The 25,265-nt window shown below is 69.7% G+C and carries 15 protein-coding genes and 2 pseudogenes; 6 read left to right on the top strand and 11 right to left on the bottom strand.

Features of this window, described 5'->3' with window-relative positions; genetic code table 11:
- Both WME83_RS13425 and WME83_RS13420 read right to left on the bottom strand, forming a co-directional pair.
- A complete protein-coding gene (locus WME83_RS13425) occupies positions 1 to 939 on the bottom strand; it encodes a hypothetical protein (RefSeq protein ID WP_437319669.1) in 939 nt (312 codons plus the stop codon).
- Positions 939 to 1,730 (bottom strand): hypothetical protein, encoded by a 792-nt coding sequence (locus WME83_RS13420; protein WP_437319668.1) that lies wholly within the window; start codon positions 1,728 to 1,730, stop codon positions 939 to 941. The genes WME83_RS13425 and WME83_RS13420 overlap by 1 nt, the downstream gene beginning before the upstream one ends.
- Positions 1,731 to 2,795: 1,065 nt before the next feature.
- On the opposite strand from WME83_RS13420, the gene WME83_RS13415 reads away from it, so the two are divergent.
- The 3 genes and pseudogenes from WME83_RS13415 to WME83_RS13405 all read left to right on the top strand — a co-directional run bounded on the left by WME83_RS13415 (position 2,796) and on the right by WME83_RS13405 (position 5,580).
- Complete coding sequence (locus WME83_RS13415; RefSeq protein ID WP_437319667.1) at positions 2,796 to 3,278, top strand: hypothetical protein; 483 nt, start codon at positions 2,796 to 2,798, stop codon at positions 3,276 to 3,278.
- 1,001 nt (positions 3,279 to 4,279) lie between these two features.
- Positions 4,280 to 5,005: pseudogene (locus WME83_RS13410) on the top strand (transposase zinc-binding domain-containing protein); the annotation flags it as partial.
- On the top strand, positions 4,921 to 5,580 hold the full coding sequence (locus tag WME83_RS13405) for a transposase (RefSeq protein WP_437321996.1): 660 nt from the start codon (positions 4,921 to 4,923) through the stop codon (positions 5,578 to 5,580). The pseudogene WME83_RS13410 and the gene WME83_RS13405, both read left to right, overlap by 85 nt.
- Positions 5,581 to 5,661: 81 nt before the next feature.
- Here the strand turns inward: WME83_RS13405 and WME83_RS13400 are convergent, their stop codons facing one another.
- The 4 genes from WME83_RS13400 to WME83_RS13385 all read right to left on the bottom strand — a co-directional run bounded on the left by WME83_RS13400 (position 5,662) and on the right by WME83_RS13385 (position 9,330).
- Positions 5,662 to 6,477: an ExeA family protein gene (locus WME83_RS13400; protein ID WP_437319666.1), complete on the bottom strand. Its 816-nt coding sequence runs from the start codon at positions 6,475 to 6,477 to the stop codon at positions 5,662 to 5,664.
- A complete protein-coding gene (locus WME83_RS13395; protein ID WP_437319665.1) occupies positions 6,474 to 7,829 on the bottom strand; it encodes a DDE-type integrase/transposase/recombinase in 1,356 nt (451 codons plus the stop codon). The genes WME83_RS13400 and WME83_RS13395 overlap by 4 nt, the downstream gene beginning before the upstream one ends.
- A 119-nt stretch (positions 7,830 to 7,948) precedes the next feature.
- Complete coding sequence (locus WME83_RS13390) at positions 7,949 to 8,356, bottom strand: hypothetical protein (protein ID WP_437319664.1); 408 nt, start codon at positions 8,354 to 8,356, stop codon at positions 7,949 to 7,951.
- Between the two features lie 539 nt (positions 8,357 to 8,895).
- Positions 8,896 to 9,330 (bottom strand): effector-associated domain EAD1-containing protein, encoded by a 435-nt coding sequence (locus WME83_RS13385; protein ID WP_437319663.1) that lies wholly within the window; start codon positions 9,328 to 9,330, stop codon positions 8,896 to 8,898.
- Between the two features lie 185 nt (positions 9,331 to 9,515).
- Here WME83_RS13385 and WME83_RS13380 point away from each other — a divergent pair, with 185 nt between their 5' ends.
- On the top strand, positions 9,516 to 13,574 hold the full coding sequence (locus WME83_RS13380) for a hypothetical protein (RefSeq protein WP_437319662.1): 4,059 nt from the start codon (positions 9,516 to 9,518) through the stop codon (positions 13,572 to 13,574).
- A gap of 276 nt (positions 13,575 to 13,850) precedes the next feature.
- On the opposite strand, the gene WME83_RS13375 is transcribed toward WME83_RS13380, so the two are convergent.
- The 5 genes and pseudogenes from WME83_RS13375 to WME83_RS13355 form a co-directional block, all read right to left on the bottom strand.
- Entirely contained in the window at positions 13,851 to 14,903 is a 1,053-nt protein-coding gene (locus WME83_RS13375) for a trypsin-like peptidase domain-containing protein (protein ID WP_437319661.1), read from the bottom strand.
- Positions 14,887 to 18,954: a trypsin-like peptidase domain-containing protein gene (locus WME83_RS13370; protein ID WP_437319660.1), complete on the bottom strand. Its 4,068-nt coding sequence runs from the start codon at positions 18,952 to 18,954 to the stop codon at positions 14,887 to 14,889. The genes WME83_RS13375 and WME83_RS13370 overlap by 17 nt, the downstream gene beginning before the upstream one ends.
- A gap of 26 nt (positions 18,955 to 18,980) precedes the next feature.
- The gene (locus tag WME83_RS13365; protein WP_437319659.1) at positions 18,981 to 20,045 is read right to left on the bottom strand and encodes an effector-associated domain EAD1-containing protein; all 1,065 of its coding nucleotides are present in this window, start codon (positions 20,043 to 20,045) and stop codon (positions 18,981 to 18,983) included.
- 508 nt (positions 20,046 to 20,553) lie between these two features.
- Entirely contained in the window at positions 20,554 to 21,117 is a 564-nt protein-coding gene (locus WME83_RS13360) for a hypothetical protein (protein WP_437319658.1), read from the bottom strand.
- A gap of 686 nt (positions 21,118 to 21,803) precedes the next feature.
- Positions 21,804 to 21,977: pseudogene (locus WME83_RS13355) on the bottom strand (DDE-type integrase/transposase/recombinase); the annotation flags it as partial.
- A gap of 128 nt (positions 21,978 to 22,105) precedes the next feature.
- Between WME83_RS13355 and WME83_RS13350 the strand changes: the two are divergent.
- Positions 22,106 to 24,139, top strand: coding sequence for a hypothetical protein (locus WME83_RS13350; RefSeq protein ID WP_437319657.1), 2,034 nt, complete (start codon positions 22,106 to 22,108; stop codon positions 24,137 to 24,139).
- Positions 24,140 to 24,186: 47 nt separating this feature from the next.
- Complete coding sequence (locus WME83_RS13345; RefSeq protein ID WP_437319656.1) at positions 24,187 to 25,254, top strand: hypothetical protein; 1,068 nt, start codon at positions 24,187 to 24,189, stop codon at positions 25,252 to 25,254.
- Positions 25,255 to 25,265: the final 11 nt, after the last annotated feature.

Below are 25,265 nucleotides of genomic sequence, written 5' to 3'. Positions count from 1 at the left end.
TCAGAACCCGATCATCAAGAGGTGCGCGCGCACCTCGGCGCCGAGGCGGAGATCGGCGATCTCGGCGGCGAGCGGATCGCCGCCGTCGCCCGCGCCGAGGCGGGCGATCAGGCGCGCCTCGGCGCCCATCCCGTACCAGCCGTCGAAGAGGTGCGCGCCCGCGCCGACGTGGGCGCCGAGCAGGGCGTCGGGCGTCCTCGCGAGCTTCGTGACCGGCGCCCAGACGTCGAGCCCCGCGCGCGCGAAGCCGTGAGAGCCCGTGAGGCTGCCCTTGCCCGAGACGAACGAGTAGGTCGCCGCGGGGTGAGCGCCCAGGGTCGCGAAGTCGAGGGCGCCGTGGGCCATCCGCAGGATCGAGGGATCGAGCGCGAGCCCCCACCGCCGGCCGAGCCGCACGCGCACGTCCGGACAATAGCCGAGGTGCGCCGGTCTCCCCGGGCCGGTCCACACGCCGACGCACACGCCGAGGACGCCGAGCTCGACGCGGGGGAACGTGACCGGCCTGGGCGCGACCCACCGGGTCACGGGTGAGGGGGTCTGCAGGTAGGGATCGGGCTTCGCGCGCTCCTCGGCGAGGAAGCTCGCCTCGAGCTGCGCGCGCACCCGGGCCTCGGCTTCGAGGCGAAGTCGCGCCTCCCATCGGTAATACGCCTCCCATTCGAGGCGCGCCTGCGCCTCGAGGCGGGCGCGGGCCTCGGCCTCGGCGCGAGCCTGGGCCTCCAGATCCACGGCAGGCGGCTGCACCTGCACCGGGGGCGGCTGCACCCGCACGGGGGGCGGATCGATCCGCACGGTGCCGCCGATGCACCAGGGCGGGACGCAGGGGTTCGACTGGGCCGCGGCCGCCTGCGCCCAGGCGAGGGCGCAGAGCGCGAGCGCGAGCGCGACGAAGCGGACCATCGCGCGGCGGAGGCGGAGGAGAGGGCTGCGCGGGCGCATCAGAACCCCACGCTCGGGCCGAACAGGAGCTCCACGCCGGCGTGCGGCCCTCTCATGGCGGAGATCGCGCCGCCGAGGCCGCCGCGGACGAGCCCGCGCCCTTCCAGGAACCACCCCACGAACCCGCCGCGCCCGATGCGCGCGGCGCGGAACTGGAACCCGAGGCCGGCGTGCCCGCCGAGCATCACCTCCGGCGGCCGCGCGCCGTCGTCGAACGGGAGCGTCACCTCGAGCCCGGAGCGCAGGTAGACGTCGATGCGGTCTCGCCGACCCCAGAGGAAGACCGCCGAGGGCTCGAGCGTCACGGCGCCGACGCGGGGGACCCCGGCGGCGTCGAGCGAGGCGTACGCGGCCGCGATCTCGATCGCGAGCGGCTCGCCCGGGCGCAGGCGCGCGCCCAGGCCGACCCCCTCCTGCGCATACGCGTCCTTGCCGAACGTGGCGAGCATCCGCCCGGCGGCGGACACCTCGAGCAGGGGCAGCCGGATCCGTACGGGGTTGGGCTCTCGCTCCACCCCGCGCTCGATCCAGGCGCGGCGGCGCTCGTCGTGGACCTGCTGCGCCGCGGTCGCGCGCGCCTGCGGCTCGAGGCGCGGGCGCGCTTCGGCTTCGAGCCGAGCGCGCGTCGCGAGCTCGACCTCCGGCGTAAGCGGCGGGGGCCGCGGGGGCGCAGCGGGCGCGGGCGGCGGGCACGTTCCTGGAAAGCAAGGGAGCTGCGCGAGCAGGGCGCGCGGCGCGAGCAGGACCGACACGAGCGCGAGCGAGGCGAGTGGACGGTGGACCAGGGGCACGGGAGCTCGACGCCTCGACCGGGCCAACGTCGGCGGTGGCTCACGCCGGGCCATGGGTTCGGACAGGGACACGCATGTTCGACGAGGCACGCGCGGGGATTCAAGCGCGCGCGGAGGGGGCGAGCATCAACGCGACGATCGCCGGGGGCGCGGGGCGGGGCGAGGGCGCCCTGCCGCGCGAGGGAGGCGGAGGGATCCGGTTTCGCGGAGCGCCGGACAACGCTATGGAGGAGCCCCATGGTCGAGCAAAACACAGCGGAAAACGGGGATGGGCGGCCGGAAAGCGCGGAGCCCGTCGCGGAGCGCGCGCCGGACCAGGAGGCCCGCGAGGCCGCCGGAAGGGCGGCGGAGGGCGGCGGGGAGACGTCTCCCGAGGGCGCGGCGGCATCCGCGACAGCGGTCGCAGCCGCGGCAGCGGTGGCCGCGGAGACGGCGCCTGCCGCCGCTGAGTCCGCCGACGTGAAGCCCGCCGCTGCCGAGTCCGCCGGCACGGCGCCCGCCGCCGCAGCGCCCGCTCGCACGCGTCCGCCGCGGGTCATCGACATGCGCCGGCCGCGCACACCGGCGCCCGCGCAGGAGCCGCCGCCGCGGCGCTCGGCACGCGCGGGGGAACGCGGACCGGACGAGCGTGGGGCCCGCGAGCGCGGGTCGGGTGAGCGCGGCGCGCGCGACGGCGGCGCGGCGGAGCGCGGCGCGCGCGACGGCGGCGCGGCGGAGCGCGGCGCGCCGGACAGGATCAAGGCGCCGCGGGAGGGGGCGCCCCACCGCGGAAGGTCAGGCGCCGACCGCGACGGCGCTGCCCAGACGCGCGCGCCAGCGCCCCGCGCCGCGCCGGACGCGGCCAAGCGAGAGCGCCGCGCGGCCGCCGCAGCGGATCCTGCGCCGAGCGGCGCTGGCAAGGCGGAGCGCGCCGCGGCGAAGCGCGCGGCTGCCGGCGAGGGGCCCGAGGCTCCCCGCAAGGCGGCGCGGCAGCCAGAGCGCGCCGAGACCCGCAAGGCGGCCGCAGCTCCGCCGCCGGCACCGGAAACGGCGGCGCCCTCCGAGCCGCGCCGGGAGGCGGCGTGGGTGCCTCCTCCTCCCAGCCCCGCGTTCCCGAAGAAGAAGAAGCCGGCGATCACCGCCAAGGAGGCGATGAAGGCCAAGGTGCAGGCGCGGGCCGGCAAGAAAGCGGCGAAACCCGCGCCGAGCCGGGCAGCGGAGCGCGCGACGGAGCAGGCCACGGAGACCGCTCGCGAGGAGCCCAGGGCGTCCGCCGCGGCGAAGGCCCGCGACAACGGCGCAGCGAAGAACCGCGACAACGGCGCAGCGAAGGACCGCGACAACGGCTCAGCGAAGAACCGCGACAACGGCTCGGCGAAGAACCGCGACAGCGGCGCGGCGAAGAACCGCGACAGCGGCGCGGCGAAGAACCGCGACAGCGGCGCGGCGAAGAACCGCGACGCCGCGCCCAAGTCGGTACGCCGCGACCAGGCGGCAACGCCGGAAGCGCCGGCCAAGAAGCCCGGGCTGCTCCGGCGGCTGCTCAACCTGTTCCGGCGATCCGGCTAGATCTGCGGGTCAGAAATCCCGCCAGGATTCCGCTGCGGGGGCGAACCGTCGCGATCCGTTACTTTCGGCGGGATTTCGGGGGGGCGTGACGACGGATCGCACCCCCTCGGGTGGCATGGACCCAACCCGGGCCCAACCGCCGAGCCCTGGGCCCGGGGAACTCGCGACGGTCGATCCATCGCCTCGAGCCGCCGTGGTTGCGTCGCTCGCCGGCACCCTGAGCCGTGCCGTCGCCCTCGGCGATGAGGAGGCAGCCCGGGTCGTGCACGAGGCGATCGGTCAGCTGCTCGGCCTGCCGGTGGCACCGGAGGGGTGAGCAAGCTTAAGCCGAACGTCGAGCCCGCCGCTCGCGTCGATTCGCTGCCGGAGCCTTGCCGCTCGCCAGTGCCCGCAGGCTCTACTGGGATCGCCCGCACGCGGCAGTTGCGTGCCGAAGCGCCCTGGAAGCATCCGGAAAGTGATGCCGGCAAGCAGCAGGCCTGTGCCGGGAGGCGAGCGCGGCGGCGTGCGCAGGCGACGACCCTCTCGCCGCGTTGCTGCATGGCGACATGGCGACGCCATGGCGGAACTGCGGACGCCACGGGGAGCTGTGGGAAAACGAGTGGCGAAGCGGCTCCTGCATGCTGGCGCGGAGGCGGCACGCGCACCATGCGCCTCGGCGCCAGAGAGCGCAGATTCAAGCACGAGCCTGACACGCTGCTCATCCATGGTTCCGATGAGAGGCATGACCATCACCTGCTCGGTGATCGGGATCATCGGCGTGGACAGCTCCGCTAGCCGGCTCTGCTGCACCCGGATGATCTCCTCCTGCAACGCTGCGCGCTCGCGTTCTGCGTTCTCGCGCGCCGACATATCGAGCGCGAGCCGGGGGCTCGGCGAGCGCCTCCGCCGCCGCGGCAGCGAGCGTCGCGGCCCGCCGGCCCCCCACTCCGCCATGGCGCCGCCATGGGCGATAGCCCGGCGGGTTGTCGAAATTGGCGGCGAAAACGCGCCCTCACCGCGTGGCGTGCGGCGTGCGGTGTCGGCGCCGTGTGGCCAGCGCGGCTAGCACCACGGGCGTCGTCTACGAGCGCCGTCGTCCCGAGAAGACGACGCTCTACGAGATCGTGCGCGACAACGTGGAGACGCTGTACGGGGCCATCGACGACGGCGCCATCGCCGTCCGGATACCCAAGCACGCGAAGAAGGAGCTCGAAGCCTACCTCGACTGTGGGCTGCTCTGCCGCGGGTTCGCGCGGCTCCAGTGCGAGCGCTGCGAAGAGAGTCGGCTGGTGGCCTTCAGCTGTAAAGGACGCGGTTTCTGCCCGTCGTGTCTGGGCCGACGCATGTGTGCCACGGCGGCGAACCTGATCGAGGACGTCCTGCCCGAGGTGGCGCTCCGGCAGTGGGTGTTGACGTTTCCGTTTCCGTGGCGGCGCAGGCTCGCCCAGGACGGGGCGTTGTTCGGCGTGCTGACCCGCATCTCCGTCGAGAGCGTGGAACGGTTCTACGAAGAGCGCGGTGCGCGCCGAGGCGCGTGCGGCGCGGTCAAGAGCGGCGCGGTGACCGTCGTGCAACGCACGTCCGGCGACATGCGGCTCAATCCGCATCTGCACGTGGTCTTCCTAGACGGGGCTTATCACGAAGACGGTACCGAGCTCGTGTGGAACGAACTCGGTCACCTGCGAACGCGCGAGGTCGGTCAGGTCCTAGAGCACGCCGTCGGGCGGATGCTCCGTTACCTCCGGCGGCACGGGCATCTCGAGATCGAGCACGACGTCGAGGAGGACGACGAGCCCGAGGCAGCGCTCTGTGCCTCCGCCGTCTCAGGACGAGAGCCGCGCCACACGTCGTCGCCCCGCAATGGCTCCGCGGGCTGTCGCCGTCCTCTCCGAGCGCGCTCACGTACGACAAGCCGCTGTGCGCTGCGCTCGATGGCTTCACCTTGCACGCAGCGACGCGCGCCGGTGCGCACCATGCCGCGGCGAGGGAGGCGCTGCTGCGTTACGTGCTGCGACCCCCGATCGCAAAGGAGCGCGTCGAGCCGCAGCAGGACGGCCTGGTGCGGCTCTCGCTCAAGCGCGCCTTCGCTGACGGGACTGTCGCGGTGGACATGGATCCGCTCTCGCTCCTGTGCCGCCTCGCGGCCAGCGTCCCGCCGCCGCGCTTTCACACCGTCAAGTACGCTGGCGTGCTCGTGTTGACGCTCAGGCTGGCTGATAGCTCGTCGAGCAGGCTCCTTGATGGCCATCGCGAGCGTGCGCGGTTGAGGTCAAGGAGGGCGATGGCCATCCTCAGGCGTGCGCCGCTGGCGGCCCCGTGATGGCCATCATCGCTGGACCGCCGGCGCCGGCGAGGAGCTGCTGTGCCGGCGCCGAGGACCCACCCGTCATCGCGGTCAGCGTCAGCTGCCGTCCGTCCCGAGGTCGCCGACGATGTGGGACATCACCTCGCGCTCGACGAGCTTCTTCTTGCGCCGCACCGCCTCGCGCAGCGCGGCGGTGGCCATGCGGTCGATCTCGCGCAGGCTCGATCCGGCCGCCTCGTGCAGCAGGAGGAGCGCGTCGGCGGTGAAGATCTCGCGGTCGGCGCCGGCGCGGCTCATTCGTAGCCGCACGTACTGCCCGGTATCGTCGGGGATCATTGGACCAATCGACAGACGCCGCTCGATCCGCGAGTACAGCGAGCGGTTCTTGCGCAGCTCGAGCCGGTCTTGGAGGTCAGGGAGCCCGACCAGGATCAGCGACAGCAGGGCACGGCTGTCCCATTCGTAATTGAGCAGGATGTGGAGATGATCGAGCGTGTCCTGGTGGAGCAGGTGCGCTTCGTCCAGCAGGAAGACGGGATGGATGCGCTCGCGGCCGAGGGTCTCGACATGCGCGCTGACGGCGTAGAAGACGGCCGCCGCGGTCGCGGCGGGGTTGAGGCCGAGCGCGTGGCAGAGCTGACGATAGAAGTCGCGACGGCCCAGCGTGGCGTTGTGGCAGTAGGTCAACCGGAAGCCTGCCTGCGGCAACCGATGCCGCACGGCCCGCAACACACACGTCTTGCCGGCGCCGGGCTCGCCGACCAGCAGCACCTGGGCGTGCTCGTGCATGGCCTCGCACACCTCCTCGACGAGCTGCTCCTTGGAGGGCGGCAGCCACAGCTCGCCGTCCTGGATCTCCTTGGAGAAGGGGGCGGCGGACAGGGTGAAGAAGCGGACGTACGATTCGCTCACGTTGCACCTCCGGCCTCGCTCTTGTCCTCGCCTCCGTCCGCCCGGCGGCCGAGCGTCCGCGCGGGGTTGAAGTCCACCGGGCGCGTCGGCCTATCTGCCGCAGGGCCACCGCACGGAGGCCGCTTGCACCGCGCGTTGCGCTGCGGGTCGACTGGATGCAGGATGAGGCGCTTGCCCTCGTGCTCGACCCACGGCGGCTCGTCCGGGGCGGTGAAGCACCGGGCGACAGAGACGATCTGGCCAGCGAGGTAGCCCTGGTCGAGCTGCCAGGCGATGCCGTCGACCGAGACGATGTTGTCACCCGAGACACGGCGTCGGGTACGCTCGGTGAGCGCGCTGCGCAACGCCTTCTCGTCGACGGTGCGGTCTCCGGCGGGCCGGGCCGCGTAGACCTGCGCCGGGCTCTTGCCGAGCAGGCCCGCATGCGGCGCCGGGTGGTAGCGCCTGTCGAGGAAGGCGCGGAGCGTCGTGTTGAGGTCGACGAGCGAGGCGACGGCACCGAGGTAGTTGAGGCATCCTTCGCGCAGCGTGCGCCAGAAGCGCTCCATCTTGCCGCGCGCCTCGGGGTCGTAGGGCTTTGCGTGCAGGAGCGTGATGCCGAGCCGCGCGCACGCGGTCTTGAGGATGTCGCCGCGGTAGGTCGAGCCGTTGTCGAGATAGAGCGCGTCGGGCTTGCCGTGACGGCGCAGGGCGTCGACGGTCATGCCGAGCATGTCGAGCTCTTTCTCGGTGGTGTGCGCCTCGAGCGCAACGACGTAGCGAGAGGCATCGTCGAGCAGCCCGTGGATGCGGAGCGGCATCGCTTTGCCGCCGACGGTGCACCCGGTCACGTGACAGACGTCACCGTGCCAGAGCGCGCCGGGGCGCTCGGCTTGCCAGCGCAGCCGCGTCTTCGGCTCGCCTTGGGCGCACGCAGCGCGGCGGCGAAGTCCGTGCGCCGCGTACAGGCGCCGCACGGTGGGCTCGGAGACCTTGCCCGCTTCGAGGCGCCCCTCGTCGACGAGCGTCTTGAGGATCAGCGGCACCGAGGCGTCGGGATGCTCGCGCCGGATGTCGAGCAGCAACGCGCGCAGCTCCTCCGACAGCTGCTGCGCGAAGCCTCGATCGCTGCGTGGCTGCGGACGCAGGCCGTCGAGGCCAGCTGCGCGATAGGCGTACAGCCAGCGCTGGAGCGTGGGCACCGAGTAGGTGCGCGTGCTGTGCGCGCCCGGCGGGCGAAACCGCTGCTCGCTCAACGTGCGCAGCTCGGCGGCGAGCTGGCCGTGGGTGAGCACGCGGTGCATCAGAGGGCCGATGACCGTAGCGCGGTAGATCGCCACGGTCTCGGCGTGGTCGGCGGGGCCGAGAGCCATTCGAACAGGTCCTTTCTGCGCCTTGCTGGCGCGCGGTCCTTGTCCGGGATCAACGGCGTGTTCGGCAGAGATCCTCTCAGGTGGGCTGTACGATTGGGACTCCGAAAGGGCAGAGGCCCTCACGCCGCGTGCGCGGCGCCGAAGAAGGCGCGGTGCTCGAGCGGCAGCGCCCGGGTCGTTGGGGCAGCGCTCGCCGCGAGCGCTGCCGCGGCGCTGGCCGCGCTCTGGCGAAGGGATGCGGGCGGGCCTGGGCTGGGGGCCTCCGCAAAGAGACGTCGCTGCGCGACATCGCGCGCCCACCGGCGCAGCGTCGCCCAGCCGGTGACGGCGCTGTCGCCCAGGATCCTCGCCGGGCCCACGCGCCGCCGGACCTCGGCTGCCGTCGCGAGCGCGACGCCCCAGAGCGCGAGGGCGAAGCCGATCGCGGCGGCGCTGTACGCGCGCCGGCCGAGCACACCGCGAGGAACGACGAGGAGCACGGCGCCGCAGCCGAGGCAGCGGTAGCGACGGGCGGTGACCGAGATCACTTCGGGGGGTCGGTCCGGGCTGGCAGGGCCCCAGATCTGCCGCTCGCGCCTGCCGTGACCTTGGAGCCGGACGGCGCCTCCGAGCGGACAACTCGCGGCGCCGCAGGCGGGGCAGCGAGCAGGGCGCGCTTCGACGACCGAGGGGGGTTGCTGCTGCCAGCGCTTGATGTCGATGGCACTCTGGATAACACTGCGATCGCTTCGATTCCTGGGCACAAGAACCGGAGCACGACGAGGAGGCTGTCCGCCAAGATCAGGTCTCCTCGTCGCCTATTTTGTGGCCGGCACCGCGCCGCTGCTCCGCTCCGCTGGTGGACCTACCCCGTCGTGAGGCGGGCGTGGGAGCAACGATCGGTGGGAATTTTCGAGCGGTGGCGGGAATGGACGCAACCACGCGCCGATAGCTTTTTCGATGAGAATTCGTGGCAGCTATCCGGAAGGCAGGTGCCGCGGCTCCATGGGCGTCGTCCTCCCTCGTTGCGTACGCGGAGCGAGCGCCAACCATGATGGCCATCTTCGCTGCGTAGAGCTCCTCACCATCACGTAGCCTGCTCGATGCGAGGGGCTTGAGCAGCAACGAGACCGGGCGGTAATACGCCGGAGGCGGAGTCCGGCACCGCGAGGGCGCGCACGCCGGGGGCATCGACGACCGGCGCCTCGACGATCGGCGCGGGCTCCATCAGCTCTCGGATGCGGTCGTGGTACTTCTTGCGGCTGCCGTCGGCGAGCACGAGATCCAGCAACGGGCGCAGCCGCAAGGCGTCGGACGCCTGGCGTAAGGCGTCCTGCCAGACATGGATCGGCGCCTGGTCCGTGTCGATGTAGCTGAGATCGAGCCCGGCGCCCTCGAGCAGCACTTCGATGTCCTGCGCGCGGCGGTAGGCTTTGGCGAGCAGGCCCCGCAGCTCGACGGCCTCGGGGTGGGCGTATTTGAAGTCGTCGAGGAAGTGCTTTGCGGCGCCGGGCGGGGTCACGACCAGGCATCGTCGCGCCCGGTTGAGCGAATTTCAAGGAGCTCCGCTCGCGGGACGCAATGCCGCGCCGAGAGACGGGGAGGGGCCAGCGCCAGCGACGGAGTGGTCGCGCCGGGAGGCGCCGGCAGGCGCGTTGACGGCGCGAGGCGGCTTCGATAGCATGGCCCGATCGTGGAGATGGGTGGATGAAGATGCGCTGGCGTTACCGGTTTCCGCGGCGAGCGGAGTCGCGCTGCGCGGCGGCAGCGGTGCTCCTGGGGGGCGCGCTCGTCGCTTGCGGCAACTCGGGCGGAGCCGCGGGAACGGCCGCGGCGCCGCCGGAGCGGATGCGGAGCACGGCGGACGGATACTGGATGGCCCTTGCGCCGGTGCCTGCCGGAGGGCGTGTCATACCCTGGGGCGATGGAAAGCACGCGTGGGTCGAGGGCATCCCTGACGGACCTTGTGTCCTTGATATCGCCCGTAAGATCGATTGCCTCAAGAAGCCCGATGGCGCGAAAGTTCGTGTCTTTCCCACCAAGGATCCGCGAAAAGCCTGGGCCGTGCGGGAGAAGAACTATAACGAAATATCTGTTTGCCTGTTGAATTTCAGCTCCGATGAGCGGCTTCAGGAGCCCGTGTGCATGGAGTTGATGCGGCGACCTTCTGTGCTATTTCCAAGCGTGGATTATGCTGGCGTCGCTGAGGACAGGTCGAGTCTGTGGCTGGGTGATTGGTCGCCCACTCCTCGACGCGAAGACGGCGCTGGTTTCAGTGTCGTCGATAGCTCTGGAGGCGTGGCCCAGATCGATATTCCACCGCCGAGCGACTGGAAGGCCTACTTCGAAGATTTGGCGGGCAAATACGTGTCGATCGATGGCCCCAGTAAAGCATGGGTGAGGACATATCGACGCATTCTGGTTATTGACGAACTGGCGCACCCTCGCGTGAGAGAGTCGGCGCCGATTGACTCGTTCGAAATCGCGGTCGATTCCACTGGGAAGCGGGCCTTCGTCGTCGGTCAAGGGCCAAGTGCGTTCGATGCTTTCTTCGAACGAATATCAAAGATGATGCGGCCCCCTAACAACGTGAACGCCAATCTCTACGTCGTCGACGTGACGAATGAAGCAGGCGAGCTGAAGCCAAGAATTCTTCTCAATGGGGCAAATGTGCGCAAGATCCACCGCGGTGCGGGTGGTGGACGCATATGGGCCTTTGGCGAGGCCCCCGCTGCGCCGCCGTCCACGACATCTGTTTACCTGCTCGATGCGCAGGGAAGCTCGCTGTTTATCAACCCGATCCAGATCGATCTGGCGCAGGCCTTTGCGGATGTATCCTCCGATCGTCTGCTTGTTTATTCGGGTGATGGGCAAATTCGGTTGCTGGACGACCATGGTATTCGCAAGAATGTCGGTGGCCTGAAGACGAGCAACGCGATTCCCTTGCACCATCCATTTGCAGGCGGGGACCGTGTTGAGGATCGGGTTGACGGTGCGCCCAAATTTTTCCAGGCTGATTCAGTGAATTCCTTCTGGTTGGTTGTTCCACGGGAAGCGGCGTATCACGTTGCCGTGGGCATCGATTCGCTGGTTCCACAGCCGGCGAATGAATGCGGGCCAGAGGTCAAGCCGCGCATGTCAGTCCACTCGGACGGACGGGCGCTGTGGTTCTCAGACGGTCGAGCCCTGTACGTCGTACAGGCGACCGAAGCTCGCGGTCTGAGATGCCTGGAAACGAAGGTCCATGACGCGCGGAAGGTGCGCCCGGCCGGTGACGGAATGCACGGTTGGATTGAGACCGAGCGCGGCGTTCTCGCCTACAGCCCTGCGTCGGAGGTGGAAGCTACGATTGAGCTCGACCACGGAATGATTCGCCTGTCGAAGGGCGAATTTCAGGTCGAACAAACTCCCTATATTTTCGATCGGGTGAAGGAACTCAATGTGGATTGGCCAAATTCGGCCAGCCTCGATGCACGTGGGGCGATCGTCAAGGTGTCGATCCATGAGAGCGAGAGCGGCGTGGTGAAAGGAGTCGAGCCCTACGAAGCCCGCAAGGAGGGAAGCAAGTCGGTCCAGCACAACTCAGCATGGCCCCTGCCGACGTCCTCGCTCGCAGAGCCCCTCTACAACGTGGTGATCGATTATGAGGATGGGGCGGGCAGCAAGCTCACGCTGGGCCTCGAGAAGGTCCGCTTCGCATCCCGCCCGCTCGACCGAGCCTCGGTGCGCACCCTCCTCGCCTGTGTCGCAGCACTCCTCCTGTTCTTGCTACCCGTGCTCCTCGAGGCTCGCAGTCGGCTCGCGAGGGGCTGGCTGCCCTTCGGGGCCGTGCTCGCGAGCACGGCCGGCACCGGCGGGGTCGCCCTCATCCCGGCGGCGCAGAAGCTCAACATCAACTTTCCAATCGTCGCCGGCTTCGGCTTCGGGGCGCTGCTCCTCGCGCTCGCCGCCAGTGTCGTCTCGCCCTTCGCCTTCCGCCTCCTTGCGCCGTCGAAGCCATTCCAGTGGCTCGTCCCCGTCGCCGTCAGCGTTCCCAGGATCCGCCGTGGCCTGCTCCGGGACTACGTCACGCGGACGAGGGCAAAGCTGCGCAAGAAGCGCGAGATGGCCCGCGGCGAGACGTACGTCGCGCTCCCCGCCGATATCCTCATGAGCGAAGGCAGCCCGCCTTCCCCGGCTCCAGAGGCGCTCGCGGACGCGATCGCCGCTTTTCTCGGCGATCCCAACCAGGGCGGCAACGTCCTCATCGAGGCCCCTGGAGGCCGGGGCAAGAGCGCGCTGCTGCGGCAGGTGATGGAGCGCATGCTGGCGCGCTTTCACGACGATCCCAGCCGGCCGCTTCCGGTGCTGTGTGAGGCCGGGGGTCCGTCGCTCGCGGACGCGCTCCGGCACGCGCTCGAGGCCCACGCGCTCAGCCCCGAGGTCCTCGAGGCCCAGCTCCTCCGCGGTGATTACGTCATCGTGATAGACGGCCTCGTGGAGTCCCCCTTCGAACCGGAGCACATCACCCGCTTTCTCGATGGCCCCCTGGGCGGGCGGGTGCGCCTGCTCCTCGCTGGAAGACCGCATGACGACTTCCGCAATGCCTTCGAGGGGTCGGCGCGCTGGATGCGCATCGAACCGCAGATGCTCTACGAGGACGAGGAGGACGAGACGAAAGGAACGCTCAAGACCTTCGTCGACGCCTACAAGCCCAGCGAGGACTACGTGCTCCCGGATGCCGTCAAGGAGGCGTGTCGAAGCCATGACGGGGCTTACCTCCCCATCCTGATCCGGCTCGCGATGTATACCAGCACCCATCCCATCACCACCCTCTCGGATCTCTACGGGACATCGATCCAGGAGCTCCTGAAGGCCAGGACCAAAGGAGCGCCAGGGCAGGACACGGCGCTCCTCGAGTGGACACGTTCGTACTGCCTGGCCACGTACTGGCGAGATGGCCTGCGCGCCGTCCGCGGCAGCAGCGAGGAGGAGCGGAAGAACCTGCAGACGCTCAGGGAGGCCGGTTTGCTCGTCCAGGCGGAGGACGCGCGCGATCTGCGCTTCTTCCACGACTCGATGCAAAGCTACCTGACCGCGAGCGCCCTCTTCGAGCAACAAGCGTGGGACTCCCTGCACCGGGCCGCGGCGCACCCGATCTTCGTCCGGAATCCCACGGATCTCCTGCCCGGCCGCGCGTCCGAGCTCTTCGCCATGTGTCTCTTCGTCTTCGGCCCTGTTGAGCGCATCCGGGAGGAGCTCAAACGCCAGCTCGACCGGTGGGCCGACGGGCACGAGGACGACCTCTCCATGTCGAAGACCGAGATCGCGAACACAATGCCAGCGGCGGTGCGCGGCGAGATCCTCGGAAACGCGGCCATCTCGTCAGGCGCCGCGCTCAAGATGGCCGTCCAGCAGTGCGACGGGAACGACCTCCGCGTCCTGGGCGCGCTCTATGCGAGCGTCGCCGTCAAGGTGTGGCCGCTGCGCGCGCAAGGCGCGCGAGCCGTCCCCTGGGACAAGAGGGAGAGCAGTGGACTCATCAGGCTCCTTGCGAACGCGTACCCGACGACCGACGACATCGAGCACCTTGCCAAAGAGGCTTCGATCGATCTGCTCGACTGGCAACGGGCCCTGCAGACAGGGAAGGCCTGGCGGAGCTTGCTCGAGCAAGCCAGCATCCAGCACAAGCTCGACGCGCTGCTCGACCGGATCATGGAAGACCCGGACAACCAGGGCATCCACGACGAGCTGCGCAGGTTGCGCGACGTACTCTGGCCGGCATGATGCCCGTGCGCCCGAGAGGAGCCCGTTCGGAACGGCCCTCCAGGGGCCATCCTTCGTCACCACGTTTGCGACACGAGCGGAGCTGCTTGGCCCGGAGCGCGCGATGAGCTCGGCTGCGGTCCGTCGACGCCTTCAGCGGCCGCATCGGCGGGTAGCCACGTGCGGCCCGGCGGGTCTTCCTCGCCGGTGCGAAACGCGAGCCGGCGAGGAGATCGGGCGGGAGGCGTTTCGCTGACCTGGCTATGAGCCCGCGGGTGGCTCAGGGCGAGGTGGAGATCAAGAGCCGATGATCGCGGGCGCGATCACGTCGACGCGGACTCCCTCGTTGTTCTTCACGGGCGGCGCGCCCGGGAACTTCTGGGGGACGCCGCCGGCGCGGTGAAGGGCGATGAGCTGGCCCTGCCCATTGAAGACGGGCGACCCCGACGAGCCACCCTCTGTGTCGGTGACGTAGTAGACCCGCCGCGCTGCCACCTCCGAGACGTGGTTGCGGACGAAGGCGAGGCGCTTCTCCTTGCCGCGCGGGTGTTGGAGGATGAACGCGCGCTCCGAGGGCATCGGCGTGGCCACCTGCGCCGCGAGGTCAAAGGCGAGGACCCCCTCTGGCGGCGAGCCGTCGATGGCGAACGTGGCCCAGTCGTCGTCTGCGCTGGCCTTGATCGTGGCCACGTCGCCGGCGACCACCAGCGATGCCAGGTTCTGCCGCCTCGAGTCCAGCTCGAAGTTGAAGCTGACCGAGATGCTGGTCGGCTTGAAGCCCTCCGGGTAGACCACGTGATGGTTGGTGAGCATCCGATTCCCGACGAGCAGCGTCCCGGTCCCGACGTACGTATTGCCGTCGGCAGCGAGCACGCGGATGCAGCCGATCGCGGAGCGCCACGTCATCACCCGCTCCACCGCGGCGAGGAGGCCTGGGATGTCGCCGACCGACTCGCTGAGATCCTGGCCATAGAGCAGGGCCTCCGGCTTCGTCAGCAAGGCGACCGCCGGACGATCCTTGCCGCCGACGCTCGGCGCCACGGGCGGCGACTTCGCCGCGAGCAGCTCGCGGAGGAACGCGGTCAGCTCGGCCGAGGGACTCGCCTCGTCGGCGATGTGCGTCATGAGCGAGCGGAGCGCGCCGGCGGCGGCGGCGCGGTCGAGGGTGTCCACCCAGATCTGGTGGATCGAGCGTCCCTCGAAGGCGATCTTGGTGACGTCGGGCTTCTTGGCCGCCTTGATGAGGGTGCGGGCCTCGGATGGCTCGTAGAACGTGTCCACGAGCCGCCGGTGCAGCTCGCGCGCGAGCGGCTCGCTCCACGGATACGGGGGTTCATCCTTCAGTATCATGCTCTCCTCCTCGTGATGTGCCGTCCGTGAATCGATGCTCGAGCATCGATTCGATGGGAAGGGGGGTCAGCAGATGGAGCAGCCCGGCGGTCCATGCGACCTCCGTATCGAGCCGGATAAGCTCGTTGAGGTATGCCCCGAGCCGCCCGGATTTCGCGTTCGCGTCGAGCCACTCCGCGAGCGGCTCCGGCCTGAGGTCGACCGGGCGCTGCGGAGCGCTCGCGAGGTACGCGGCGAGCGGCTGCAGCGCCGGGCTCCAGCCGAGCTTCGGGTGGCGCTCGACGTCGAGCTTCTCCAGGAGGTACGCGCTGGGCCGATCCGCGCGCTCCCGCGGGAGGCCGACGAGCGCGGCGGCGAGCGCGCGGGCGTCTCCGGCGGTGCGCGCGGCGAAGTCGAGCTGGAGCAACCGGTCGCCGTGGGCGCCCGCCCACTTCGCGAGCCGCCTGCACTCGACGTCGGCTCGAACGACCCGCTGCTCGAGCTCGTGCAACGACGCCTCGAGCGGCGTGTCTCGGACGGGCCAGATCACGCGGCGTTGCGGGTGCCCCGGGGCGAGGACCCGGAAGGGGATCAACTTGTCCATGCTCGTCATGTCGTTCGCCGAGCGGCGGAGACAGAGGTCGCGCTCGGCATCCGCATCGACGGCGAGCCGCAGGCGGGTCGCCACGATCGCGGCGGCGTCGGCGGGCGTCAGCGCCGGGGCGAAGTCCGAGATGAGCTGCTCCAGCAGATCGCCGGCGCGGGCGCGCTCTTCACCGGCGCCGCGGACGAGACAGGCCACCTCGACGAGCGTTCGATCCACGTGGCTCCGAGCGTCCGCCGAGGCGGGGACGAGATCGACGAGGGCGCGGGCGCGCGCGACGTCGTCCTGCCGCAACGCCACGCAGGCGTCGAGCAGGTGCTGCCGGGCCGTCGGCGGGCTCGACCAGGCGCTCGTCCAGGCCGGCGGGGGGCCCGGCGTCCCCGTGATCAGAACGCCGGACCGGACGACCTCGGGATCGCACGCCAGCTCCCAGGCGGGCACGAACGCGCTGTGGCCGAAGACCTGGCTCGCGAAGCGCACGCCGACGAGCGCGCCTGTCTCCGGATCGATGAGCGCCCCGCCGGGGTCGGCGCCCAGGGTCGAGCAGTCGTCCCATCCCGCGAGCACCTGGTGGCCGAAGCTCACCTCGTCACTGCGATCGAGGAGCTTCCCCGGCATGAGCCGCTTGACGTCGATCACGTCCCCGAAGATCTCCCGTTGCACATGGGCGAGCTCGAGACCCGCGCCGCCGGGATGCCCGATCGCCACGACATCCGAGCGCGGAGCCGGCTCGAAGGTGGCGAGCGGGACGGGCGCGCGCGATGACCGCGCCCCCAGGTCGTCGAGCGCCTCGATCAGCGCGATGTCCCAGTGGGGATGGACGAGCACGGCGCGTCCGACGCGGTAGCGCTCCTCGACGCCGTCTCCCTCGGCCCGCATGTCGATCTCGACGCGCCGGTCCGGGATCCATCGCACCAGGGTGCCCGTGCCGACCACGAACGGCGCGACCGCGCTGCGCGTCGTGAGCAACAGGCGCGGGCCCACCAGGGTGGCCGTGCCGAGCACCCGGCCGTCGTCGAGGAGCCGCAGCCGGCCGACGCAGCCGATCGCCCCAGCAAGCCGGTCCCGATGGCGCTCGAGGTCCTTCCAGGGCGATCGGAGCGCCTCGAAGCTGCCGTAGCGGATCCGGTACGCCGGACGCTCGTGGCCGAGCACGTACGACTCGAGCCCCTCGAAATTCTCGCTGGTGATCTCCGGCGCGTCGTCGACGAAGCCGAGGAGGAGGCGGCGGCGGGCGTTGCGGCTTGTGCCTCCGCCTTGCGTCGGCTGGTCAGCGAGCGCGGCGCGAGCGTCCGCCAGCCGGCCGCGGGCCAGGAGATCCTCGACCCGTTGCTCGACGCTCTGCCGCGAGAGCCGGCTGTCCAGCCAGGCGCGGGACGCCTCGGGGATCTCTTCGAGGGTGTATCCGCGGAGGAAGGGCTCGACCCCGGTGTGCCAGAGCTTGCCGGCGCTCGCGAGATCGGAGAGCCGGAGGTGGTGATAGATCGCGTCCGCGGCCGCCGCGTTGTCCCCGGCGGCGCGCTCCGCCCAGAACCCGGCCGCGCTGGTGTCGATCGCGCGGACCAGCGCCTCGTCCTCGGCGGCGAGGAGCGGGAGGATGGTGTTGCGGAGGTCGGGCCGCACGGTGAGGACGCTCTCGCCGTCGAGAAGGGTGACCTCGCGGCGCAGCGCCTCGAACAGCCGCGACGCGCCGCCGCTCGGCGCGCCCCCGACCTTCTCGAGGATCCTCTCGAGCAGCTCCGGCACGAGGCGCCGTGGAACCATCGTCCACTGCGCGTAGGGCTTCAACGAAGGGTCATCAAGGCGGCGGAGGATCCGGCGATAGAGGTAGCCGGTGACGAGCTGCCTGGGCAGCTCGGCGAGGAACGCGCGCGCCTCGTCCCGCGATCGGCCCGCGAGGAGATCGCGGGCCAGACGGAGGTTCAGCGGGACGCCGCCGGCCACCGCCGCGGCCTCTGCGACGATCTCGCCGGGGACCTTCTCGTCGGCGAGCCAGCGGGCGGCGACGGCGGGATCCAGCCCGGGCACCTCGTACTCGACCGCCTTCCGGCCCTCGATCTTGAGGAGAGGAGCTGAGGTACGCGAGCCGACGACGACGGCGAGATCGGGGAACCGGCGGGCCAGCGCGTCGAGCGCCGGGTTGAGCCTGGCGTAGCCGTAGGTCACCGATGTCTCGAAGGAGTCCAGCACGACGATCAAGGTGCCCGCGCCGGGCTGCCAGGCCAGGTGCTCGTCAACGACACGCGCGATCGTCTCCTCGTCCGCGGACACGTCAGGGCGATCGAAGTCCAGCCACGCGAAGCGCGCCGGTGGGCAGACCTTCCTCACGAAGAAGGCCAGGAGCGCCGACTTCCCGATCCCGCCCGGCCCGCGGAGCACGAGGGGAGGTCGGTCGCGCTCGAAGAGCCACGCGGTGAGGTGCTCGACCTCGCTCGCGCGCGGCGCGAAGCGAGGCCCGATGATCGCGTCCAGCGCTGCCCGCTGGCGGCGCCGGTGGATCGCCAGCTCCAGCGCCTCCTGCTCGGGCAGGCCCTCCACGACGCCGTCGAACCAGCGCGCCGCCGTGGCGAAGGCAAGGAGGACGTCCAGCGCCAGCGCGTCGAGCGCGAAGGGAGGCCCGCCGAGGATGGCGTCGATCGCCTCCTGCTCCGGGCCGGTCGCCGGAGCGTGCCCGCGCGCGCGGCGCAGATCCTCGAGGCTCGCGCCGCGGAGCGCCTGCCGGCGCTCACGGGCCGGCAGCACCTCGTCGGCGTCGGGGTCCCACCGCACGGCGCGCTCGAGGCTAGCGCTCGTCCGTTCGGGGAGGTCGATGCTCACCGACGTCGTCCGGACGAGACGATGGACGGCCGCGATCTCCTCCCAGAGCGCGGGGGCCTCCTGCTCGATCTCGCGGAGGATCGTCGCGATCGGCGCCAGCGCGCTCGCCTGCTCCGCCGGTCCCTCGTGGAGGCCGACGAGCCGCCACGACTCGTCGAAGAGCGGCGCGCCGAACGAGACGGTGTGGGTGACGGGCGCGTCGTGTCGGGTCCCACCGTCCGTGCCGCCGAAGCTGACACGAGCGTAGAGCTCGTCGTGGAAGACCGCGACGACGTTCCCGGCAGCGGGCGCCAGCGCAAGCTCCGGCAGAACCTCGCCTCGAACCTCGGCGCGGACGAGCGCCGTGCGCGCGCGGCTCGCCCAGGCCACCGACGCGGGGGCGTTACGGATCTCGACCTGCAGGTCGCGCTCTGCCAGGAGGCCCGGGGTCCCCTCGGTCTGCGTGCCCGGCACGTCCATCGTCAAGACGAGGTCCGGCGTGATGTAGACGCCGTTCAGCCACCTCATCCACTCCTTGTCGTTGACGATGACGAGGGGCACCGACGACTGGACCGACGACAGGAGCGAGTGGCCGCGACGGAAGAAGCTCTCCGCGTCCATGAAGACCCGCAGAGAGGGGGCCATGAAGACCCGGAGAGGGGGGGCCAGCATGACACCTACGGGTGAGATGGCGCCGCTCATGCGATCTCCTTTCGGTGCCAGGCGGTGAGCAGCCCGTAGAGCGTCTCGTGGTACGGCACGCTCTTCGTCGCCTTCGCGCGCGCCTCCTGGCAGAGATCGGCGCTTCTGCTCGCCAGAGTGCCCCGATCGAACCGCTTGCCGGCGCGCGTGAGGCAGTAATCGAGGAACGCCTCCACGTGCGTCTCGTCGAGGACCTCGGTCGTGTCGTCCCGGATGAGCGCGCCCTGCACTTTCTCGGGGAGCTGGGGACCCGGGTAGCCGAGGAGCACCAGGCGGAGACGCCTCTGGAAGGCGACGCTGCGCAGCCGGATCGCCAGCACCTCGGCGAGCAGGCGCACCTCGACGCGCCCCGGACCCTTGTCGAGGTCGTCGAACAGCACCCACATCTTGCGGTCGTTGGTCTCGAGCGCGTCCTGGATGTCGGTCCAGAAGTCGAGCAGGAGCGCAGACTCGGTGGTCAGCGGCTCCGCGCCGGGGACCGGCGGCTCGCCGCTCGCGCCCGCGGCCTTCCAGATCTGGCGCATGGCCGATCTCAGCGGCAGGTTCTCGTCCAGGAGCACGCGCCGGTCCCGGTTGCGATCGGCCAGGAGGACCTGGGTCTCGGTCCGGCCGGAGTCGGGCTCCCCGCGGACGACGAGGATCGCCGCCGCCGACTGCCAGTCCTGCAGCTCGGGGAGCAGATCGCGCAGGTTCTTACGCCCCAGGAACGGTCGATCGCCGTCGAGCAGGAAGCGCGTCGCCTGGAGCGAGCCCTTCAGGGTCACGGCCCGCACCGCCTCGATCGACCGCTGCAACGGCTGGTTGATCTCCTGCGCCGCGACGGCCTCGATGAGCTTCTCCAGCCTCTGTTCTCGCGAGGCGTTGTCGAGAATCCGACTCCAGAAGGTGCTCGGCGGCCCGCTCACGTCGAGCGCGGCGAGGTCGAGCCCCGCCTGCTGTGCGAGGTTGCGCGCAGTGCCTGGAACGTCGAAGGTGTCGGCGAGGCGGCCTTCGAGATCGCGCGCCTCCGGAAGGTCGCGCCGGAACTTCGTGTCCTCGAAGATCGGGTTGCCTATAGCCACGTGTGTGCGCCTTCCAGCTTCCCACACCGGCGCGGGCGGTGTCAAAACCTATCCTCAGCCTCGACCGACACGCCGACGATCTTGGGGCGATAGACATCCACGATGAGGTACAGGAAGCAGAACGCGCCGCGCACCGCGCTCTTCAAGGTGGGCGATGTCCCAGCACCATACCTGATTGGGCCTTCTGGCGACCAGCTCGCCGGGATGACGGGGGCTCGCCGGTCGAGCCGGATTGCGGCACGCCAGCAGCCCCTGCGCACGCAGGACGCGGCAGAAGCTCGACTCCGAAGCGAGATGGATGCCGCGATCGGCCAGGTGCAGCACAATTCTGGAGCAGCTCGCTGAGTGCATGTCGAACAGGAGGTTGCGCAGCGTCCCCTGCCGTCGAAGCGACCGTCGACGGGCACGATCCTCGATGTCGTCGACCCAGCCCACGAGATGCGCCGGGCTGGGGCCGGGTCGGGCGTGGATCCCGATGAGTCGCGCGTGGATGCGCCCCGCGTCGTCCTCAGACAGGCCGCGCAGCCCTGCGCGCCTCGGCGACCGCCTTCTCATGCAGGAGGTCGGCGTCTGCCGTGATCTTCGGGGCCTCCTCCCCGCCGGGCGCCTGCACGAACGCCTCGAGCGCCCTCGACACGCCGCCTCGCGCGAGCAGCGCCGGGCCTGCCGGCGCGGCGTGGCGCTCGATGGCCGCCCGTGCGTCGGCGAACGCCTTGATCATCGCGGCGACCCTCCGCTTTGCCTCGGCCTCGTGGATCGCGCCGTCGAGCTGGATGATCTGCCGCAGCGCGCGAAGCTCGTCGAAGAGCGTCTCCATGCCGGCGGCGCCTGGCCGCAGGCGGGGGAGAGCCGCGGCGGCGTCGACCATGCCCGTGCTCACGTCGTCGACGAGGTTCTGCACGGCGGCCCGCAGCGCCCGCTCCTTGTCGAACCAGCCGCGCACACCCGAGTAGTCCGCCCTCCTGCGGAGACGGACGAGGAGCCAGGCGCCGTCGGCGAGCTCCTGTCCGTCGTAAAGAGGGTAGGTGAGCGTGGCGGAGGTGCCGATCGCGAGCCGCCCGGGGTCGAGCAAAGTTCCTCGATGGAACCTGACAGATCCCCTCATTTTATATGGCAAATTCGTCGATTCACGCGCCGCAGGCACGCCGCTCCCACCGATCGTGAATGTAGGATGATTGATCATATGAACCCACCAAGCTCTGGTACTTCGGGCGAGCCGACGACGGACACGTGAGAATTTGCGATCGCTGGCCGGAATAGTATCAGCATGAGGCAATCGGCGGGCGTCGACGCGTGCACGGAAGGCAAGGCGAAGGGGCACTTGACGACGACGCGCTCGGAGGAGCGGTCGCATTCCATGAACTATAACCAGGGATGCTACTGGTACACGGCCATTCCCAACATGCGGGAAGAGCGGCTTGTTCAACTCATGACAGCGTACGGCGAAGTTCTCCGTGAGCACGCCGTGACCCGTGAAATTCTTGGGGTTATATGAGGGGATGCATCAGTTCGCGCCCTCCTCGGCGCCGCGGCGCTCGCCGCTGGCCTTTTCGGCTGCTCCTCCCGCGGAGCTCTCCCAGGTTCCGCCCTTTCCGGGACTTCGCCTCGGCGACCGGGAGGGCGGTCTGCCCGTCGCGGAGAGCGACGGCATCACGTTCGGCCAAGCTCCCTTCTCGCTCGCGGCGCACCAGTGGATTACCGCGGAGCTCGAGTGCTCCAACCGTGCACGCGCGGGCTGCCCGTAGGTGCGCGGTCGTTCTGCGCGCTCATCGCGAAGCCCACCACGCGCCGCGAGAACAGATCGAGCATCGCGGCCAGGTAGAGCCAGCCTTCGCCGGTCGGGATGCTTGTCACGTCGGTAACCCAGGCTTCGTTGGGGGCACGGGTCTCGAATTGCCGAGCGAGCAGATTGGGCGCGATGGGCTGCGCGTGGTGCTGGCACCTCGCGGCCGAGATCGTCGCCGCGCATCGGCGCAGCCGTGGTCGGCATAGTCGGTTTGTCCACGGCGCGGGGGAGGATCATCTCACAAGAGCGCGCCGGGCCAAGGCTTCTCGGACATTTGTTGTGTGGCAAGCACGCATCAGGTAGAAGTGGGAGCATGAACATGCCCATGATCCTGTGCGGCCCCATGGTTCGTCGCGTCGACCGCTCGACGGCGTCGATATTCCTCGTGCTGCGTGAATCGCGCGAGGTGACCCTCCGCGTCCATGCCCCGGATGGCAGCGTCGCGATGTCGGGGACGCGCTGCGCCGTGAAGGTGGGCGATGGGCTTTACGCGGTGACCGTCACGGCCGCGAAGAGGGACGCCCTCGCGTGGGGCGAGACGTACCACTATGATCTCGCCCTCGTCGATCCCAATGATCCCACGAAGACCGAGCGAACGCTCCGTGACGACGATGTCCTCGTGCCGGACTCGCCTTCGACGCACTCTGCGCTGGAGCGCCTCGTCTACGGCGCGGAGACCCTCCCGAGCTTCGCCTTGCCGCCCGACGATCCTGCCAAGCTCCGGATCCTCCACGGCTCGTGCCGCAAGCCGCACGGCCTCGGGCGTGACGCGCTCGCGCAGACAGATCGGAGAGTCGACGAGAGATCGCAGGAGCGGCCGCATCAGCTCTTTCTGACGGGCGATCAAATCTACGCGGACGACGTGCACGAGGAGCTGCTCCCGTCATTGAGCAAGCTCGCGCACGAGTCCCGCGGCGACCGGGTGCACCTCGTCTCCGGAGGCGCCCGCAAGGCCTTCGTGGCCGAGGCCGGGTTGACCAGCGGAGAGGCCGACCGTCACCTGCTCACCTTGGGCGAGTTTTATGCAATGTATCTATTCGTCTTTTCGCGTGTCCTCTGGTCCGGCAGACCTGAGGCGCCCGAGCTCGCTTCCTTCTACGACGATCTACCGCACGTGCGCCGGCTCCTCGCGAACACCGCGACGTACATGATGTTCGACGACCACGAAATCACGGACGATTGGTTCATCTCTCGCGTCTGGACGCAGCGGGTCCTCGCGAACTCCGGCGGGCGCCGCATCCTCCGCAACGGGCTCATCGCTTATGCGATCTTCCAGCACTGGGGCAACGACCCGGCGCAGTTCGCAGAAGGCAAGCCGGGGGGAAAGTTGCTCGGTCTGATCGACGGCTGGACGGGCGGCGACGAGTCGACCGTCCCCGCCATCGAGCAATGCCTGGGCATGCCGGCGTCGGCCGCGGAGCTCGAGCGGGAGAAGACCGGCGCGATCACGTGGTCTTATCGCTGGGAGGGGCCGATGTACGAGGCGATCGTCCTCGATACGCGCACGCGGCGTGGCTTCGACACGCGGGGCGGCATGACCTTGATGGGCTCCCAGCAGATCGGCAAGCTGCTGCAGACGAGCAAGCCGCCGCGGTTCACCCTCGTCGTCTCCCCCGCCCCGGTGCTCGGTTTGACGCGGCTCGACACCATGCAAGGCGTCCTCGCGAAGCTCGGCCTCGCCAACGAGATCGACGATGAATGCTGGGCTCGCTCGTATGGGCACGAGCTGCTGGTCGAGCGGCTCCTCGATCGGTCGCCGGTCGTCGTGCTCTCGGGCGACGTGCATTTTGGCGTGTCGGCCAGCCTCACCGACCGGAACGCGGCGTCACGACGGATCGTCAACTTCACCTCGAGCGCCCTGAAAAACGAGTCCGTGGCCTGGAAGAACAAGCTGCTCGGCAGGGTGGGTGGGGGCAGCCTCGAGGGCATGATCGTGCCGAAAGCGTCCGCGGATGTCGGCGAGCACGACGAACTCGCCGTGGTGGACCTCGTCGCGAAGCGGGCGGAGACGGTCGAGATCGGCGGCGGGCAATTCGAGGAGGCGCTCCTCGTCGGTGACGAGGAGGAGCGCGAGAAGGTCCTCGTCGCAGCACCACCGAGGGCGCTGGAGCCCGCGGTGGATGTGGCCGTGCTCGAAGCGGTCGTCCCGCATCAATACACCGCGGCCACTCCGGGGGCGAACGTGGGCGAGATCCGGCTCGAGCAGGGGAACGGCTGGAGCATCGTGCAGCGGCTCTTCCACGTCGAGGGAGACGAATGGGCCGTGCGGGAGGACAAGGCGAGCTTCCCTCTCCGGAAGAGCACCTGATCGGAAACAAGCGACCAGCGCAGAAGAAAAGAAGAAGGAGGCTGAGCATGAATCTCGCCGATAGATGCCGCGCCTTGTGGGAGCGCGCCAGACATGCGGAAACCAGGACGCCCACGCGGCTCTCCGTGCCTGCCGAGCACGTCGAGTCCAACATTTCGGGCGCCCCGCTCAGGCCCGATCAGGACTATTTCCAGGTTCGGATTAACGAGCTGTTTCTTTCGAATAGCCGTGAATGGCATCGCACTTACGATCCGATGGTCGTCGTGTCGTCGGAGTTCATCTACGGCCAGAGGGTCGAAGCCCTGCCCTTCGTCGTCGGGCCGGCGATGCTGGAGAAGGCCGGAATCACCCAGGTGCCCGAGGGCATGGTGTTCAACGACACGCGCGTGGCCGGGCTGCACCCGTACCGTGGCGGGCGCCTCAACCTCAGCGTGATCCTGTGCCGCGTCGTCCGACAGGATTACGCGCGGAAGCTGCTGAACACCGTGGAGAGCGCGGCTGGCGCGCTCGACTTCTCCGCGGCGCTCGGGGTCTACCTCAAGGTTGGCAAGGTCGTCATGGACGGCGTCGATGCGCTCCTCGATTTTGAGGAGAACAAGCCCCTCGTCGGTGTGCGTCGTGAATTCGATCTAGATGCGCGCGACCCGCTCCAAGGAGGGTATCACGTCCTCATCAACGCCCCCGAGGCAGACATCGAGGCCGAGAATCTATGGGTCATCGATGGCAGGCTGCATTCTGGCGCTACCCGCGAGGAATGTGAGCCGTTCCGGGCCGCTGATTACGTGCTTTACAGCATCGTTAGCGCCTCGGCCCGCACTGATTTAAGCACGCTTCCATTCTACGACCTATGGCAGCGCGTCAAGAACGAGTCCGCGGTGGCCTCTGACGAAGGATGGAAGAGCGCAAAAGCGAACATGGTCAGCCTGTACCAGACGATGCTCGCGTGCCCCGATCTGACGTCCATGCACGCGAACGCCCTTGCCGGACAGTTCGTCGAGGAGATGCGCAAGATTCACGCAAAGGCTGTGGAGCTCGCGACGTTGGAGGCGGCCCATACCGCGAACGACCCTCGAGAGAATGCACGGAACGCATCGCTCGCACTGCTCGACGATTGACATCGGCAGCT

The organism is Sorangium sp. So ce385 (assembly GCF_051474135.1).
GTDB lineage: Bacteria > Myxococcota_A > Polyangia > Polyangiales > Polyangiaceae > Sorangium > Sorangium cellulosum_D.
The sequence above is the reverse complement of the archived record's forward strand: the minus strand, read 5'-3'. Positions and strand labels throughout refer to the sequence as shown.